Annotated in this window: 19 protein-coding genes and 1 tRNA gene; 14 read left to right on the forward strand and 6 right to left on the reverse strand. The window is 68.7% G+C overall.

Going from position 1 to position 16,127, the window contains the following annotated elements; genetic code table 11:
- Positions 1 to 28 precede the first annotated feature (28 nt).
- From ndk to F8O03_RS16230, 13 genes are all read left to right on the forward strand, one after another.
- Positions 29 to 451, forward strand: a complete 423-nt coding sequence (gene ndk / locus F8O03_RS16170) for a nucleoside-diphosphate kinase (RefSeq protein WP_151424775.1) — start codon at positions 29 to 31, stop codon at positions 449 to 451.
- 89 nt (positions 452 to 540) lie between these two features.
- On the forward strand, positions 541 to 1,806 hold the full coding sequence (locus F8O03_RS16175; protein ID WP_151424776.1) for a M20 metallopeptidase family protein: 1,266 nt from the start codon (positions 541 to 543) through the stop codon (positions 1,804 to 1,806).
- 242 nt (positions 1,807 to 2,048) lie between these two features.
- Entirely contained in the window at positions 2,049 to 4,766 is a 2,718-nt protein-coding gene (locus F8O03_RS16180) for an Rne/Rng family ribonuclease (protein WP_460900065.1), read from the forward strand.
- Between the two features lie 222 nt (positions 4,767 to 4,988).
- Complete coding sequence (rplU, locus tag F8O03_RS16185; RefSeq protein ID WP_068481311.1) at positions 4,989 to 5,297, forward strand: 50S ribosomal protein L21; 309 nt, start codon at positions 4,989 to 4,991, stop codon at positions 5,295 to 5,297.
- An 18-nt stretch (positions 5,298 to 5,315) separates the two neighbouring features.
- Positions 5,316 to 5,570, forward strand: coding sequence for a 50S ribosomal protein L27 (gene rpmA / locus F8O03_RS16190; protein WP_068481308.1), 255 nt, complete (start codon positions 5,316 to 5,318; stop codon positions 5,568 to 5,570).
- 105 nt (positions 5,571 to 5,675) lie between these two features.
- Positions 5,676 to 7,184 carry a GTPase ObgE gene (obgE, locus tag F8O03_RS16195; protein ID WP_104253065.1) on the forward strand — a complete coding sequence of 503 codons (1,509 nt, stop codon included), beginning with the start codon at positions 5,676 to 5,678 and terminating at the stop codon, positions 7,182 to 7,184.
- Positions 7,185 to 7,212: 28 nt separating this feature from the next.
- Positions 7,213 to 7,467 (forward strand): hypothetical protein, encoded by a 255-nt coding sequence (locus F8O03_RS16200; RefSeq protein ID WP_146080758.1) that lies wholly within the window; start codon positions 7,213 to 7,215, stop codon positions 7,465 to 7,467.
- 22 nt (positions 7,468 to 7,489) lie between these two features.
- On the forward strand, positions 7,490 to 8,119 hold the full coding sequence (nadD, locus tag F8O03_RS16205) for a nicotinate-nucleotide adenylyltransferase (RefSeq protein WP_151424778.1): 630 nt from the start codon (positions 7,490 to 7,492) through the stop codon (positions 8,117 to 8,119).
- Positions 8,116 to 8,907, forward strand: a complete 792-nt coding sequence (locus tag F8O03_RS16210) for a hypothetical protein (protein WP_151424779.1) — start codon at positions 8,116 to 8,118, stop codon at positions 8,905 to 8,907. Before nadD ends, F8O03_RS16210 begins: the two co-directional genes overlap by 4 nt.
- A gap of 70 nt (positions 8,908 to 8,977) precedes the next feature.
- Positions 8,978 to 9,382: a ribosome silencing factor gene (gene rsfS / locus F8O03_RS16215; RefSeq protein ID WP_151424780.1), complete on the forward strand. Its 405-nt coding sequence runs from the start codon at positions 8,978 to 8,980 to the stop codon at positions 9,380 to 9,382.
- Positions 9,383 to 9,387: 5 nt separating this feature from the next.
- On the forward strand, positions 9,388 to 10,173 hold the full coding sequence (locus F8O03_RS16220) for a sulfite exporter TauE/SafE family protein (RefSeq protein ID WP_244296339.1): 786 nt from the start codon (positions 9,388 to 9,390) through the stop codon (positions 10,171 to 10,173).
- 76 nt (positions 10,174 to 10,249) lie between these two features.
- Positions 10,250 to 10,325: transfer RNA gene (locus F8O03_RS16225), tRNA-Ala, on the forward strand.
- Between the two features lie 106 nt (positions 10,326 to 10,431).
- Positions 10,432 to 11,190 (forward strand): DUF1345 domain-containing protein, encoded by a 759-nt coding sequence (locus tag F8O03_RS16230; protein ID WP_167516615.1) that lies wholly within the window; start codon positions 10,432 to 10,434, stop codon positions 11,188 to 11,190.
- Here the strand turns inward: F8O03_RS16230 and F8O03_RS16235 are convergent.
- Entirely contained in the window at positions 11,187 to 12,140 is a 954-nt protein-coding gene (locus F8O03_RS16235) for an NAD(P)-dependent alcohol dehydrogenase (RefSeq protein WP_151424782.1), read from the reverse strand. The two genes, F8O03_RS16230 and F8O03_RS16235, sit on opposite strands and share 4 nt — an antisense overlap.
- Positions 12,141 to 12,211: 71 nt before the next feature.
- Here F8O03_RS16235 and F8O03_RS16240 point away from each other — a divergent pair, with 71 nt between their 5' ends.
- Positions 12,212 to 12,865 carry a TetR/AcrR family transcriptional regulator gene (locus F8O03_RS16240; RefSeq protein WP_151424783.1) on the forward strand — a complete coding sequence of 218 codons (654 nt, stop codon included), beginning with the start codon at positions 12,212 to 12,214 and terminating at the stop codon, positions 12,863 to 12,865.
- A gap of 6 nt (positions 12,866 to 12,871) precedes the next feature.
- On the opposite strand, the gene F8O03_RS16245 is transcribed toward F8O03_RS16240, so the two are convergent.
- The 5 genes from F8O03_RS16245 to F8O03_RS16265 form a co-directional block, all read right to left on the reverse strand.
- Positions 12,872 to 13,141: an acylphosphatase gene (locus F8O03_RS16245; protein WP_208851888.1), complete on the reverse strand. Its 270-nt coding sequence runs from the start codon at positions 13,139 to 13,141 to the stop codon at positions 12,872 to 12,874.
- A 159-nt stretch (positions 13,142 to 13,300) separates the two neighbouring features.
- Positions 13,301 to 14,101, reverse strand: coding sequence for a 4'-phosphopantetheinyl transferase family protein (locus F8O03_RS16250; RefSeq protein WP_167516616.1), 801 nt, complete (start codon positions 14,099 to 14,101; stop codon positions 13,301 to 13,303).
- A complete protein-coding gene (locus tag F8O03_RS16255; RefSeq protein WP_104253056.1) occupies positions 14,098 to 14,898 on the reverse strand; it encodes an ABC transporter permease in 801 nt (266 codons plus the stop codon). Before F8O03_RS16255 ends, F8O03_RS16250 begins: the two co-directional genes overlap by 4 nt.
- Entirely contained in the window at positions 14,895 to 15,878 is a 984-nt protein-coding gene (locus F8O03_RS16260) for an ATP-binding cassette domain-containing protein (protein ID WP_151424786.1), read from the reverse strand. Before F8O03_RS16260 ends, F8O03_RS16255 begins: the two co-directional genes overlap by 4 nt.
- Positions 15,875 to 16,084, reverse strand: a complete 210-nt coding sequence (locus F8O03_RS16265; RefSeq protein ID WP_218855261.1) for an MbtH family protein — start codon at positions 16,082 to 16,084, stop codon at positions 15,875 to 15,877. Before F8O03_RS16265 ends, F8O03_RS16260 begins: the two co-directional genes overlap by 4 nt.
- Positions 16,085 to 16,127: the final 43 nt, after the last annotated feature.

Consider the following 16,127-nt stretch of genomic DNA (forward strand, 5'->3'; position numbering starts at 1 on the left):
GCAGACCACCACGACCAATGGAGGAATCATGGCAACCATCGAAGAGACGCTTGTGCTCGTCAAGCCGGACGGCGTGCAGCGCGGCCTCACGGGCGAAGTGCTCCGCCGCATCGAGACGAAGGGCTACTCGCTCGTCGACATCCGCCTCGTGCACGCCGACCGCGCCATCCTGTCCGCGCACTACGCGGAGCACGAGGGCAAGCCGTTCTACGAGGGGCTCCTCGAGTTTATGCAGTCGGGACCGACCGTCGCCATCCGCGTCGCGGGCCACCGCGTCATCGAGGGCTTCCGCTCGCTGGCAGGCACCACCGACCCCACGACGGCCGCACCCGGCACGATTCGCGGCGACCTCGGCCGCGACTGGGACGCGGGCGTCCTGCTGAACATCGTCCACGGGTCCGACTCCGTCGAGTCGGCACAGCGCGAGCTCGGCATCTGGTTCGCGGCCTGACCGACTCGGGCTGCAGGGCGGCGGAGTCGTAGGCTTCGCAGTACGCGGACCGGCAGGTCCGACACGAGTGATTCGGGGGCGAGGCACGGATGAAGGCTGGGCGAGGATCGTCGGCGACGGCACACGGTGAGCGGCTCGATGAGCTGGCCGCGGCGTGGCGCGTCGCGTTGCGCGACGAGCTGCCGGCCGCGGTGCGCCTCCGCCAGGAGCTGCACGCGAACCCCAGGCTCTCCGGTGACGAGAACGAGACCGCCGCTCGTCTCGAGAGCGAGCTCGGCGACCGGGTCGCGATGCATCGCATCGCCGACTCGGGCCGCATCGGGCGACTCGGCCCGAGCGCGGGGGGAGCGGTGGGAGTCCGGGCGGAGTTGGACGCGCTGCCCCTGACCGAGCTCACCGGAGTCCCGTTCGCCTCGGCCAACGGGGCGATGCACGCGTGCGGTCATGACGTCCATCAGGCCGCGCTGGTCGCGTTCATCCGCGCCGCCGACCACCTGGAGCTGCCCGTCGGTCTGGTGCCGATCCTCCAACCGCGGGAGGAGACCTATCCGTCCGGTGCGCATCAGATCGTCCAGGAGGGCGGTCTCGAGCGGTTCCAGGTCGAGCACGTCATCGGCGCACACGTGCACCCGGGCGTCCCGCGAGGTGCCATCGCGATCGGCGGCGGCTACATCAACGCGGCCGCTGACGAGATCGAGATCTCACTCCAGGGGCGCGGCGGCCATGGTGCGTACCCGCACCAGGCAGCCGATCCCGTCGCGGCGATCGCCCAGATCGCCCTCGGCCTGCCCGAGGTGGTCCGTCGCACCATCTCCCCGATGAACCCCGCAGTGATCAGCGTCGGCACGCTGAGCGCGGGGGAGGGGGCGGCGAACGTGCTGCCCTCGAGCGCGCGGCTGCTCGCGTCCATGCGCACCACCGCCCCCAGAGACCGCGAGCTGCTCTTCGCGGCCGTGCAGCATCTCGCGGTGCGCACGGCGGAGGCCTACGGGACGGAGGCTGTGGTCCATATGCACCAGAACATGCCGGTGCTCATCAACGACTCCCACCTGGCCTCCGATGCCGACGACTGGCTCGCGCGGCTCGGCGTCGACGGCGCCGAGCCCATGCGCTCGCTCGGCGGCGACGACTTCTCGTACTACTGCGACGAGGTGCCGTCGATCATGTGCTTCGCCGGCGTCGAGACGGCTGGGCTTCCCGGTCCGGATGGCGCCTACGCCCCGACGCTGCACCACCCGCGGTTCCTGCCGACGGAAGACGCGGTGGGGCTCGTGGCCAGTGCCTTCCTCGCCGGATACTGCGCGGCCGCCGAGCGCATCCTCGGCATCGCCCACCACAGGCGCGCCCTTCCCTGACGATCGGCCCACAGCCGAATCAGGGCCCGGGAGCGTCGGCCGTGCGATACTGGGATCGTCGACCGGGCAGAGTCCCACGGCACCCGAAGTTTTTCAGGCACGCGCCACGAGCAGAGCAACGCTCCGTCGCACGCGCCGCAGGCAGGATCGCCGCAACCGCGGCACAGCACGAACAACATTTCCGCCGAACGGGCGGAGACCATTTTCGATGAGGATGCGTGGCATCCTCATCGCCCGGAGGGGTGGGCGCACGCTTTGCGCCACGCCGGAGTAGGAGCACACCAGAAATGGTGACCACAAACGAATCAGACCAGAACACCAACACGGAGTCGGCGAGCGCCCAGGAGCAGCTCGACGCGGAACTCCGCCAGGAGTCCGCGCAGGCGGTTGCAGAGGAGACCGAGGAACAGGGTTCCGGGGAAGACGCGACGTCGCCCATCCCTGCCGTCATCTCGTCGACGACGCTGTTCTTCCTGCAGCCCGATCTGCCGCCGGTCCTGGAGCGCGCACCGCGCGAGGACCGCAGCCGGTCGCGACGCCAGGACGACGAGCCGTACGAGCGTTCGGAGCGCAGCGACCGCGCCGACCGCTACGACCGCCAGGAGTCGACCGACCGCTCCGACCGCGGAGAGCGCTCTGAGCGTGGAGACCGCTCAGACCGTGGAGACCGCTCACGCGATTCCTCCCGTGACGACCGCAGGCAGGCATCCGCCGAGCGCTCCCAGTCGACGACTCGCCGCCGTCAGCCTCGTGAGGAGCAGCAGGCCGAAGAGCCGGTGCTCATCACGGAGCCGCAGAAGATCAAGGGCTCTACTCGTCTCGAGGCGAAGCGCCAGCGACGCCGCGAGGGTCGCGAGAGCGGTCGCCGTCGCCAGGTCGTCACCGAATCCGAGTTCCTCGCCCGGCGCGAGTCCGTCGACCGCGTCATGCTCGTCCGTGCGAAGGACGACCGCGTGCAGATCGGCGTGCTCGAGGACAAGGTCCTCGTCGAGCACTACGTCGCCCGCTCGCAGGAGTCGTCCCTCATCGGGAACGTCTACCTCGGCCGCGTTCAGAACGTGCTGCCGAGCATGGAAGCCGCCTTCATCGACATCGGTCGCGGACGCAACGCCGTCCTCTACTCCGGCGAGGTCGACTGGGCCGCCGCAGAGGTCGGTGGCAAGTCGCGTCGCATCGAGAACGCCCTCAAGCCCGGCGACCGCGTGCTCGTCCAGGTCACGAAGGACCCGATCGGCCACAAGGGTGCGCGCCTCACGAGCCAGGTCTCGCTTCCCGGCCGCTACCTCGTCTACGTCCCCGGCAACTCGATGAACGGCATCTCACGCAAGCTGCCGGACACCGAGCGCGCTCGCCTCAAGAAGATCCTGAAGGAGACCCTGCCGGCAGGCGTCGGCGTCATCGTGCGCACGGCCGCCGAGGGAGCGACTCAGGACCAGCTCGAGCGCGACGTCAACCGACTCACGGCGCAGTGGGCCGACATCTCCTCCCGCATCGAGGCCGGCCCGGCTCCTGCGCTCCTGCACTCCGAGCCCGACCTGCTCATCAAGATCATCCGCGATGTCTTCAACGAGGACTTCCAGAAGATCGTGATCCAGGGCAGCGACGAGCTCGAGACCATCACGACCTACCTGCGCCAGGTGGCCCCTGACCTCGTCGATCGCGTCGAGGCATTCCAGGGCGGCGACGTCTTCGCCGAGTACCGCGCCACGGAGCACATCGAGAAGGCCCTCGACCGCAAGGTCTGGCTGCCCTCCGGTGGATCGCTGGTCATCGACCGCACTGAAGCCATGACGGTCGTCGACGTCAACACGGGGAAGTTCGTCGGGTCCGGCGGCAACCTCGAGGAGACGGTCACGAAGAACAACCTCGAGGCCGCCGAAGAGGTGGTGCGTCAGCTGCGTCTCCGTGACATCGGCGGCATCATCGTCGTCGACTTCATCGACATGGTGCTCGAATCGAACCGCGACCTCGTCATGCGTCGCCTCATCGAGTGCCTCAGCCGCGACCGGACCAAGCACCAGGTCGCCGAGGTCACGAGCCTCGGTCTGGTGCAGATGACCCGCAAGAAGCTGGGCCTCGGCCTGCTCGAGACGTTCAGCGAGCCGTGCGAGTCCTGCGCGGGTCGCGGTGTCATCGTGTTCCACGACCCGGTGCTGAAGCACCGCGGTGGCGCTCCTGACAGTGCCGCCAACAGCAAGAACGGCCGCAAGGGCCGCGGAGGCGGACAGCAGCGCGAGCAGCAGGGGCCTCGGGCGGTCGCAGCTCCGGCGGCGCCGTCGACGTCCACGCACGGCATCACGGACGAGCTCCGTGGGGCCCTCTCCAAGATCGCCGCGTCCACCATCAACGGTCAGAAGCCGGGTGAGCACGGCGAGGAGCAGGCCGCGGAATCGCAGTCGCAGCAGGGTGCCCAGGCTCCGGTGGCCGACGAGCGGGGTGACGAGCAGGCTGCCCAGCCGAGTGAGTCTCGTCGCTCGCGTCGCGGACGCAGGCGTGCCAAGACGGACGCCCAGGCGCCCGCATCGACGCACGACCAGGCGCCGGAGGCGGCAGCTGGCGACGCGGCGTCGGTCGACCGCAACGAGGCACAGCAGTCCGACAGCGACGACCGCAAGGCTCGCGCCAGTGAGAACCTCTTCGACTTCGACTCGGCCAAGAGCGCCGAGCCGGCCCAGACCACGCGCGAGGCCGACCCGGCAGCGCTGCGCGAACTCGACTCGCTGCTGGATGCGCTGGTCGCCCCCGAGGGTGAACAGCAGCAGCCCGCAGCGAGCGAAACGACCGGGGCCCCAGCCGCGGTCGAGGTGACGACACCCGCCGCCGCCCCTGAGGAGTCTCAGGACGCGTCGGTGACGTCGGCACCTGAGGCAGTCCAGCCGGTCACGGCTGAACCGCCGAAGGGTGCTTCGGGGCGTCCGCGACGCCGCCGCATCACGACGCCGCCGCTCTCCGCCGAATAGGCGGTCAGAGCAGGGCGGCCGGGCGCGAGAGCGCCCACCGGGTGGGTGCGCTTGCGCGTACCGACCCTGCCGGGTAAAGTGGTTCGCTGTTGCACGTTTGCATTCGTGCTGGCATTCCCTCGCCCGGTAGCAGGGCAGAGTCAGCTCGCCGCAGCGAGCAGGGCTTCCAGAGTTTGAACACACAGCGTCCGACCTTGTCGGGCTCGGAGAAAAGGTACTGAAGTGGTATTCGCAGTTGTGCGCGCCGGTGGACGGCAGGAGAAGGTAGAGGTGGGCACTGTGCTCACCACGAACCGTGTTGTTGCCGACAAGAAGGGCAACGTCACGCTTCCGGCTGTGCTGCTCGTCGACGGTGAGACCATCACGAGTGACGCAGAGAAGCTCGCTAAGGTCACGGTGACTGCCGAGGTCCTGAACGACCTCCGTGGCCCGAAGATCGTCATCCAGAAGTACAAGAACAAGACCGGTTACAAGAAGCGTCAGGGCCACCGTCAGGAGCTCACGCGCATCAAGATCACCGACATCAAGTAAGTCGAGGAGCAGACTTCAATGGCACACAAAAAGGGAGCGAGCTCGACTCGCAACGGCCGTGACTCGAACGCTCAGCGCCTCGGCGTGAAGCGCTTCGCGGGCCAGACCGTCAGCGCGGGCGAGATCCTCGTCCGTCAGCGCGGCACGCACTTCCACCCCGGCGCCCTCGTGGGCCGCGGTGGCGACGACACGCTGTTCGCCCTCTCGGCAGGCATCGTCGAGTTCGGTGCGAAGGGCCGCCGCAAGGTGGTCAACATCGTCGCTGGCGAATAGCAGCAAGCACAGTCCCTGAATTCAGGGCGGTGTCAGGATGAGGGGCGGGCCACGGTCCGCCCCTCATCCGTCTTTTCAGGACCAATCGTTCTACAGGAGCTCTTCATGGCCACCTTCGTCGACCAGGTGACGCTATATCTGCGCGCCGGAGAGGGTGGCAACGGCTGCGTCTCCGTCAAGCGCGAGAAGTTCAAGCCACTCGCCGGCCCCGATGGCGGTGACGGCGGCAACGGTGGAAGCATCACGTTCTTCGCCGACCCGCAGGAGACGACGCTGCTGTCGTACCACCACAAGCCCCACCGCTCGAGCGACAAGGGCGGTTTCGGCATGGGTGACTGGCGCAACGGCTACACGGGTCAGCCGCTCGACCTTCCCGTTCCCGTCGGCACGGTTGTCCGTGACGCGGATGGGGTCGAGCTCGCCGACCTGTCGGAGCCCGGCATGCGCTACGTCGCGGCAGAGGGCGGCCAGGGCGGCCTGGGGAACGCCTCACTCGCGAACACCAAGCGCAAGGCTCCCGGCTTCGCGCTGCTCGGCACGCCCGGCGAGGAGCTGCAGGTGCAGCTCGAGCTCAAGATCGTCGCCGACGTCGCGTTCGTCGGCTACCCGTCTGCCGGCAAGTCGAGCCTCATCGCGGCCATGTCCGCTGCGAAGCCGAAGATCGCCGACTACCCCTTCACGACGCTCCACCCCAACCTCGGCGTCGTGCAGGCGGCCCAGTACCGCTACACGGTCGCCGACGTGCCCGGACTCATCGAGGGCGCGAGCGAGGGCAAGGGGCTCGGCCTCGACTTCCTGAGGCACGTCGAGCGGTGCTCTGCGCTCCTGCACGTCCTCGACTGCGGAACGCTCGATCCTGGTCGCGACCCGATCAGCGACCTCGATGTCATCCTCGAGGAGCTGCGCAGCTACCCGGTGCCCGAGGGGCAGACCCCCCTGCTCGAGCGCCCCCAGCTCATCGCGCTGAACAAGATCGACCTGCCGGACGGCCGCGAACTCGCGGACTTCGTCCGTCCCGAGCTCGAGGAGCGCGGCTACCGCGTCTTCGAGATCTCCACCGTCAGCCACGAAGGGCTGAAGGAGCTCTCCTTCGCGCTCGGTGAGCTCATCGAACGCGACCGCGAGGCGAAGCTGGCCGAGCTGGCCATCAAGCCGCGCATCGTGCTTCGCCCACGCCCCGTCGACGAGAAGGACTTCGAGATCCGCGTCGAGGGCGGAACGCACGGCAACACCTACCGGATCCTGGGCGAGAAGCCGCAGCGCTGGGTCGCGCAGACCGACTTCGCCAATGACGAGGCGATCGGCTACCTCGCCGACCGTCTCAACAAGATCGGCGTCGAGGATGCCCTCTTCAAGGCGGGTGCCGTCGCAGGGTCCGCGGTGATCATCGGACCCGGCTCGCAGGGCATCGTCTTCGACTGGGAGCCCACGCTCACGAGCGCGGCCGAGCTGACCGTCTCGCCTCGTGGCACGGACAGTCGCCTCGAGGAGAACGCCCGCACGACGACTCGCGAGCGTCGCGAGGGCTACTACGAGCGGATGGATGGCAAGGCCGCGGCCCGGGCCGAGCTCGAGCGTGAGCGCGAGGGCGGCGTATGGAAGGTCGACGAGTGACCCCTCGAACATGGGTAGGATGGACGGCATGATCGAGCTGATTCCTGCCGTGCTTGCCAACGCTGTGCTAGCTGAAGAGGGGCACCACGTCGTCAACGAGCTGGCGATGCCCCCGATCATGTTCGGCGTCGTCACGCTCGTCACCTTCGTGGTCCTCATTGCCGTGACGTACGCGTTCCGCAACACGTGGCACAGCCACCCGGTCGACTCGAAGGTCGTGCCGTACGAGCCGTTCAACCACGCTGGTGTCATCGAAGCCGGTTCGGTCCACTCGAAGCACTAGCGCGAAGAGCCGCGCCGCCCCCATGCCTCATACCGTCGAGACCTCCCCTGCAGTCGCGCGCCGCCGTGTCGGCATCATGGGCGGCACCTTCGACCCCATCCACCACGGGCACCTCGTGGCGGCGAGCGAGGCGGCAGCGCACTTCGAGCTCGACGAGGTGCTCTTCGTGCCGACGGGCAAGCCGTCGCACAAGTCGCAGGTGACGCCGGTCGAGCACCGCTACCTCATGACGGTCATCGCGACGGCCTCGAACCCACGATTCAAGGTCAGTCGAGTGGACGTCGACCGCGACGGTCCCACGTACACGATCGACACGCTTCGCGACGTGCAGCGGCTCCGTCCTGATGCTGACCTCTACTTCATCACGGGCGCGGATGCCATCGCGCAGATCCTCGGCTGGAAGAACTCGCTCGAGCTCTTCGAGCTCGCGCAGTTCGTGGCGGTCTCTCGACCCGGCCACGAACTGCGAACCGACGGGATCCCGGCAGACAAGGTCGCCGTCCTCCAGATTCCCGCGCTGGCGATCTCCTCGACCGACATCAGGGAGCGCGCCTACGAGGAGAAGCCGGTCTGGTACCTGGTTCCGGATGGCGTCGTGCAGTACATGGCGAAGCACCGGCTGTACACGGCTGAAGAGATTGATGCGATATGAGTGACGCTCCACTGACCCGCCGCGAGCTGCGAGAGCTCGAACGGCGCCGCGAGAAGGGCGAGGAGACACCGCTGCCGAACCGCACGCCGACCGTCTCGGTCGAGGCGGAAGCTCCGAGCAGTGATGTCCCGACCGCGGATGTGGCGGACGCTGGAGAGACGAGCGCTGACGCCGAAGGACTGCCTTCAGCGCCTTCACCCGCATCCGGTGTCGCCCTCGAGGCTCCGCTGCAGATCGACGGGCTCTCGCCCGAGCGTCCCGCGGAGACCACCGACACGTCGGAGGCGGTGGAGCTGCCTGGCGACTCGTTCAACCGCAGCCCGGCCGCCGTCGAACAGGAGGCCCAGGAAGACGGCACGAGCGGCGACTACTTCCGTCGCCTCGTGATGGCGAGCCACTCCACGGACGAGACGCCGACGGGCATGATCGTCATGCCCGAGATGAGCTCGCCAGACATCACGGGTGCCCTCAGCGGAGCCGGTGACCTCATGGTCACGGGCAAGATGCAGGTCTCCCGTGAGCTGTCCAACTTCGGCACGCTCACCAGCGGCCTCGACTCGCCCGAGATCGACCGCGAGGACGATGGCGACGAGCCGCAGCAGGGCAGGGTCGTCGAGGAGCACACGCCGGTCGCTGCCAGTCGTGCGGTCCGCGAGCCGGGCATGCCGCTCGCGCCGCGTCGCGGACACGGCATCCGTCTCTCGATCTGGGCCGTCGTCAGCGGGATCGCCGTCGCTGTGGCTGGCGTTGTCGCCGTGATCCTGGGTATCGTTCAGGGTTGGTTCTGATCAGCTGGCGAGCGCATCGCCTCTCGGACACCACGATGAGCTCTCAAGGGCTCTCAACGAAAGGGACCGAATGACCGCGAGTACGCGAGCAATCGAACTGGCACACGTCGCAGCGAAAGCCGCCGACACGAGACTCGGCTTCGACATCGTCGCCCTCGACGTCTCGAACAACATGCCGCTCACGGATATCTTCCTGCTCGTCTCCGGCCGAAACGAGCGCATGGTGCTGTCCATCGCCGACGAGATCGAAGACGCGATGCGCGACATCGGGCAGCGCACGCTGCGCCGTGAGGGTCGCCGCGAGGGCCGTTGGGTGCTCCTCGACTTCAACGACATCGTCGTGCACGTCTTCCACGAGGAAGAGCGCATGTTCTATGGGCTGGAGCGCCTGTGGAACGACGCCCCCGTCGTGAAGCTCGACATCGGGGCCGACGACGCGGAGTCCGCGGACTCGGCTCCGGACGCGCAGAGCTGACCGGCGTGACCACCGGCAGGTCCCCGGGAGGATGGGCGTGGCTCATCCTCACCGGCTTGCTGGCGGGCTTCCTCTCCGGCCTCTTCGGCGTCGGTGGGGGCATCCTCATCGTGCCCGCCCTCATCTACCTGGTGCGACTCGACCCACGCTTGGCGGCCGGCACCTCGCTGCTCGCGATCCTGCCATCGGCGATCGTCGGCGTCGTGACGTACGCGATCGGCGGCCACGTCGATCTGCTGCTCGCGGCGCTCCTGGCTGCGGGGGCTATCGTCGGGGCGCCGATCGGGTCATGGCTCCTGCAGAAGGTCTCCAAGCGCACCCTGCAGTGGTCGTTCATCGCCTTCATCGGCGTGGTCATCGTCTCCCTGTTCCTCGTCGTGCCGTCGAGGGACGCCGCCGTCCATATCGACGTCCTCGGGGGAGTGCTGCTCGTCGTCCTCGGCCTCTGCACTGGAGTGCTCTCCGGGCTGCTCGGCATCGGCGGCGGTGTTGTCGTCGTCCCCATGCTGGTCGTGCTGTTCGGGTCCAGTGACCTGCTGGCCAAGGGCAGCTCGCTGCTCATGATGATCCCGACGGCGATCTCGGGCACGATCAGCAACTTCCGGCGCAAGAACGTCGACGTGGGCGCTGGCCTTGCCGTCGGTGGGGCGGCCTGCCTGACGACGAGCTTCGGAGGGTTGAGCGCTGCGGCCATCTCGCCATCGCTCGCGAACATCCTCTTCGCCGTGTTCCTCGCGGCGACCGCCATCCGCATGGCTGTCGACGCGTGGCCACGCCGTCGCGCGCAGTAGCGACACGCGTCGGCCGCCTCGATTTGGTACGCCTCAGGTTCTGAGCTATTATTTTCGAGTTCCCGGAAACGGGTGCGGGTCTGTGGCGCAGCTGGTAGCGCACCTGCATGGCATGCAGGGGGTCAGGGGTTCGAATCCCCTCAGATCCACCAAGAAGCCCCGGTCAGCACATGCTGACCGGGGCTTTCTCGATCGTGCGGCGGGCGTGTGCGGTCTTCACCCCGAACTTGCGACGTCGGCATGGGGCGGGATGTCCGCATGGCGAGACGCAGAACGAGCGACAACGCGCGCGCGAACTGGAGCGCGCTGATCGCGACGCCCTTCGCGGCGGCCTTCTATATCTTCGTGGCGAGCAGGCTCGGGGTCAAGATCGGCGACTCCGTGCGCTACCTGGTGAGCATCTTCATCGTCTTCTGGCCGCTGTTCGGTGCGGTCTACCTGATCTGGACGCACCTGGCGTACCGCAACGCGGACACCGTGCAGTTGCGGGTGGCGTCCAGGCAGGAGCGCATCACCAAGCGTCGATGGTGGCATCGGCTTGTCGGCTATGGGGGAGCGACCGACTGGACGACCGCCGGCGCCATGGTCGCCGTCGCTCTGACGATCGCGATCGCGCAGGAACCCGCGTTCCGGGACCAGACGATCTTCGTGGTGCTCGGGCTCGCGACGGTGGCCGCGTCGTGGGCGCTCATGGTCTACGCCTTCGCGCTCGAGTACCTGCGCCTGGACGCGACAGCAGCGACGGAGCCGGCGGTCGGTCTCGAGGGTGCACCCGCCCTCGAGCAGGAGCGGGCGTGTCGCCCGGAGATCGTGTTCCCGTTCGAGGAGGAACCGCGGTTCGGCGACTATCTGACGCTCGCCGTGCTGATGTCGACGATGGCCGCGACCGCCTCGGCAGAGATCACGTCCCGCCGAGGCTGGCGGATCGCGCGCACGAACGTCGTGCTGGCGTTCTCGTTCAACTCGGTCATCGTCGCGATGATGGTGTCGGTGCTCTTCGGTGGCCTCACGAGCTAATCGTTCGGCAGGATGACGAGGTTGCCGACCTTGCGACCGGAGTCCACGACGGCGTAGGCGTCGCGGATGCTCTCGAGGCCGCCTGAGACGCTCGTCACGGGGTCGAGGGCGCCGGTTGCGGCGAGCTCGAGCAGTTCCGTGATGTCGGCCGTCCGCTCGGGAATGGGCCCGGCGATGACATTGCCGCGCGCGGCGACCGTGTCGGCGAGGCCCGCGACGGCGAGGATGAGTCGTCCCGTGGGGGAGAGCAGGTGACGGCCCGACCGTCTGCTGAGGTTCCCGACGGTGTCGAGGACGACGTCGTATCGCGCATCGAGGTCTCCGACGGGCGTGCTGGTGTAGTCCACGTGCTCGTCGGCGCCGAGGCGCAGCGCGAAGCTCCGGTTCCGCGCGCTCGAGATTGCAGTTATGTGCGCGCCGAGGTGCTTCGCGAGCTGCACGGCGCTCGAGCCGACTGCGCCAGAGGCTCCGTTGATGAGGACGCGTTCGCCAGGTTGGACGTGGGCGCGCTCGCGCAGGAACTGGAGGGCGGTGCCGCCCCCGAACAGCAGGCCGGCCGCATCCTCGAACGACACCTGCTCGGGGAGGCGGGCGAGGCGTGCGATGGGAACCCGGGCCAGCTCTGCGTGCCCACCCAGTCCGCTGCCGATCATGGCGGCGACCCTCGTGCCCGGCGGGAAGCCGCTGCCCGTCGCGCCCGACGATTCGACGGTGCCCGCCACGGCGATCCCGAGCACCTTCTTGCGCGGCCCGCGGACCCCGATGCCAAGGCGCGCGAGCATCCCGAAGCCGGCAGGAAAACGCCCGGCGCGCATTCGCGCATCTCCGGAGGTCACGGCAGCGGCTTCGACTCGGAGGATGACCTCGCCCGTGCGGGGCGTCGGGTTCGGAATCTCGGTGATGACGACGGCCTCTGGTGGTCCGTATCTGGTGACGACTGCAGCTCTCATGAGTTCCCTTACGCCTGTAAGCCTGTTGTGCTCAGAGTAGCCTTACGCATGTAAGCCCGCAAGGAGGAGAAATGGCAGACCGTCAACCGCTGAGCAGGACGCGCATCCTCGACGCCGCCGTGCGCGTCGCTGACGGAGGCGGGCTCGCCGCAGTCAGCATGCGCAGCGTGGCGCGTGAGGTAGGCGTCGAGGCCATGTCGCTCTACCACCACGTGGCGAACAAGCAGGCTGTCCTCGATGCGCTGGCAGGGTGGGCCTTCGAGCAGATTCCTCTCCCGCCGGGCGGCGGCGACTGGCGAGCCGAGATGGGTGCAAGGGCGCGCGCAGCTCGCAAGGTGCTCGGCGCACATCCCTGGGCGCTCGGCCTCCTCGAGTCCCGTTCGAACCCGGCGGTGGCGGTGCTCGCCCACCACGACGCGACGCTCGGCTCGCTGCGCGCCGGCGGGTTCTCGGTGCTGCTGGCCTCACACGCCTACTCGCTGCTCGATGCGTACGTCTTCGGGTTCGTGCTCACCGAGCAGAACCTGCCGTTCGAGCAGGGCCAGAACGCGGAGGAGTTCGTCGCAGCGATGGAGCTGCCCGCTGACGAGTTCCCACACCTTGCGGAGCTCGTCGGCGAACGCATCATCGGTGGTGCGTACGACTTCGCTGACGAGTTCGACGTCGGCCTCGAGATGATCCTCGACCAGCTCGAGACGAGGCTGGCCCTCGAGCGGGGCGCGTGAACGGCGTCAGCGCACGACGCGGAAGCCCTGGATGCCCTTCGGGGTGCGCTCGGAGACACGCGAGGAGGTGACCTCTGCAAACTGCGGCCCCTCCGCCATCCACGCGAGCAGCGCGTCGACGTGGCTCTCCTCACCCTCGAGCTCGGCTTCGACCCGGCCGTCGTGCAGGTTGCGCACCCAGCCGCTCACACCGAGGCGCTCGGCCTCCTGCGCGGCGCTGAAGCGGTAGCCGACGCCCTGCACGTTCCCGGACACGATCACGTTGACTCTCCGCATGGGCACATTCTGCTCCGAACGCGGGGAATGGGGGAAGGCACCCGCCCGGGCCCGCCCTGAGACACAGGGTTCTCCCACCTCGGGCACCTCCGGCTGCCGCCGGCAGCGGCAGCAAGGCCGTCCCGAGGCGGGAACGACTGCAGAGGCGTGGACGCAGCTTCAGGTGAGGTGCGAGAGCTCGCCGACGTCGTAGCCGGTGTCGGGCAGACAGCCGAGTTCAGTCAGCAGCTCCGGCATCGTCCAGAGGCGCACCTCCTGCGGGCGGTTGGCCGCAACCGCGGCTCTCGCGCTGCCTCGCACCTCGAGCATCCGCACGCTGACGGGCGAGGGGGTCGGTGCGGCAGGATCGCCGGGGGTACGAGCGCCGGCGAGATCTGGGGAGGGGGCGCCGTGCACGCGGTGCCAGCCGCCGTGCTCCGGGTCCGGATGCTCGTCGACGCGCAGCGAGGCGGGCTCGGTCCGCAGGCCGGTGCCGGAGACCTTCAACGCCGCCTCCTTGGCGGTCCAGGTGCCGATGCGGGCTGCGACTGCTGCTGGCTGGCTGAGGTCGGAGGCCCGAGCGCGTTCGTCCGGGTGCAGCGCGTACGCATCGAACCCGGCCCACAGCTGTCGCGGGATGGTCTCGATGTCGACGCCGATCGCATCCGCGGGGTCCGCGATCGCGACGAGCACCCGTCCAGTGCTCGTCGAGGAGCTCAGGGCGAGGTCGGCGCTGCGCGGCTGGCCGTGCTGGCGACCGCAGTCCGGGCAGAGACGGGAGATCTCGAGCTCGCTCGCCTGCTCGAGCGGCAGACCGCGCCCCCAGGCTGCGAGCAGGCGCAGCGCGGCGCGCCCTGCGAGCGTTCGCCGACGCAGCTCCTCGCTCCGCCTGGCGCTCGCCATGACGCGGTCGTCCTCGCTCGCGCACATCGACGCGGCGTCGAGCACCTCGTCGATGCCAGCGGCGAGCACGGCGATCATCGGCGGCTGATGCGGCGGTACTGCCAGACCGCGATCGGGGCGAAGATCGCGATGATGGCGACGCTGCAGAGGAAGGCGTACAGCACGGCGTTCTCGGCAGGCCATCCGCCGGCGGCCGTGAAGCCGCTCGGGGCCGCGTTCCCGAAGAGCTCTCGCACGGCGCTTGCCACCGCGGTGACCGGGTTCCACTCGGCGAAGGCGCGAAGGGGGCCGGGAAGCATGTCGGCAGAGACGAAGGCCCCAGAGATGAAGCAGACGGGGAACAGCCAGAGGAGGCCGAGGCTCTGCGCGACCTCGACGCTCTTGGCGGTCAGCGCGATCGTCGCTCCGATCCAGGAGGTCGCGAAGGCGAACAGCAGGAGCAGCCCGAACGCGAGGAGCACCTCGAGTGGGCCGGACTCGACGCGCCAGCCGATCGCGAGTCCGCAGCTCAGGATCACGGCGATCGAGATGATGCTCGTGACGAGGTCTGAGCTGGTCCGACCCAGGATGACGCCCACGCGCGACATCGGCAGCGTGCGGAGCCGGTCGATGAGGCCCGACTGGAGGTCCTTCGCCAGGTAGACAGCCGTGAACGAGGAGTTGAAGGTGAGCGTCTGCGCGAGGATGCCGCCGATGAGGAACTGCCGGTAGTCGGCTCCGCCGAGCGCCCCGCCGAAGACGAACGCGAGGATGAGCACGAAGATGATGGGCTGGGCGATGCCGGTGACCAGCGCCCCCGGCGTACGCTGGACGTTGAGGACGTTCCGGCGGGCGACGATGCTGCCGTCGCGGAATGCTGCCGTGATGGCGCTCATGCGGTGACCGCCTCTCGCTCGTCGTGCGCGGTTGCATCCGCGATCAGTTCATCCGGCCGCTGGCCCGTGATCTGGAGGAACACCTCGTCCAGCGTGGGCTGCCGGAGGGCGGCCTCGCTCGTGGCGATGTCGGCGTCCTCGAGCGCACGCAGGACGGTGGACAGGTCGTGGCTGCCACGCGGTGCCTTGGCGGTGATACGCACACCACGGTCGTCGAGGGACGCCTCGCTGCTGATGCTTGCGACGAGGTCGAGCGCGCGGCGCCCATCGTCGGAGGAGTCGAGGACGAGGTCGATCGACGCGCCACCGGCTCGGGCCTTGAGCTGGGCGGCCGTGCCCTCCGCGACGATGCTGCCCGCGTCGATGACGGAGATGGAGTCGGCGAGCTGGTCGGCCTCTTCCAGGTACTGCGTGGTCAGCAGCACGGTCGTGCCCGCCGTGGCGAGGGTCTGGATGGCGTCCCACGTGTCGCGGCGCCCTCGTGGGTCGAGGCCGGTCGTCGGCTCGTCGAGGATCACGACGGGCGGACGGGCGACGATCGCGCCCGCCAGGTCGAGGCGCCGGCGCATGCCGCCGGAGTAGTCGCCGGCGCGCTTCTTCGCCGGCAGGTCGTCGAGTCGGAAGTCGCGAAGGAGCTCGTTGGCCCTGGCGCGGGCGTCTCGCCTGCGCATCCCGTAGAGCTGGCCGACCATCGTCAGGTTCTCGACTCCGGTGAGCTTCTCGTCGACGGCCGCGTACTGACCGGAGACCCCGATGCTGCGGCGGACGTCCTGCGCCTCGTGCTGCACCGAGTGGCCGGCCACCTCCACGTCGCCCTCATCGGGGTCGAGCAGCGTCGTGACGACGCGCACGGTGGTGGTCTTGCCAGCGCCGTTCGGCCCGAGGAGGGCGTGGACGGAGCCGGCGGGGATCTCGAGGTCGACGCCGTCGAGCGCGGTGAAGTCGCCGAATCGCTTCCGCAGGCCGCGAATCGAGATCACGAGACCGCCAGGTCGCGCTCGCGGACCGGCGTGATGTCCCGCCAGTTCTCGGTCACGTAGTCGAGGCAGGCCTGCTTGGGGGCCGGTCCGTAGACCACGACCCACCCTGCGGGGACGTCGGCGAAGTCTGGCCACAGGGAGTGCTGCTGCAGGTCGTTGACAAGAACTCGGAACTCTGCGGATGTGTCATCGAACGGATTGGTCATGATGTTCCCTTCTCTCGTCACGCGCGGGGGTCGTGGTGGAGGT

Origin of the sequence: Pseudoclavibacter terrae (assembly GCF_008831075.1) — a bacterium.
In the GTDB taxonomy this organism is placed as follows: Bacteria; Actinomycetota; Actinomycetes; order Actinomycetales; family Microbacteriaceae; genus Pseudoclavibacter; species Pseudoclavibacter terrae.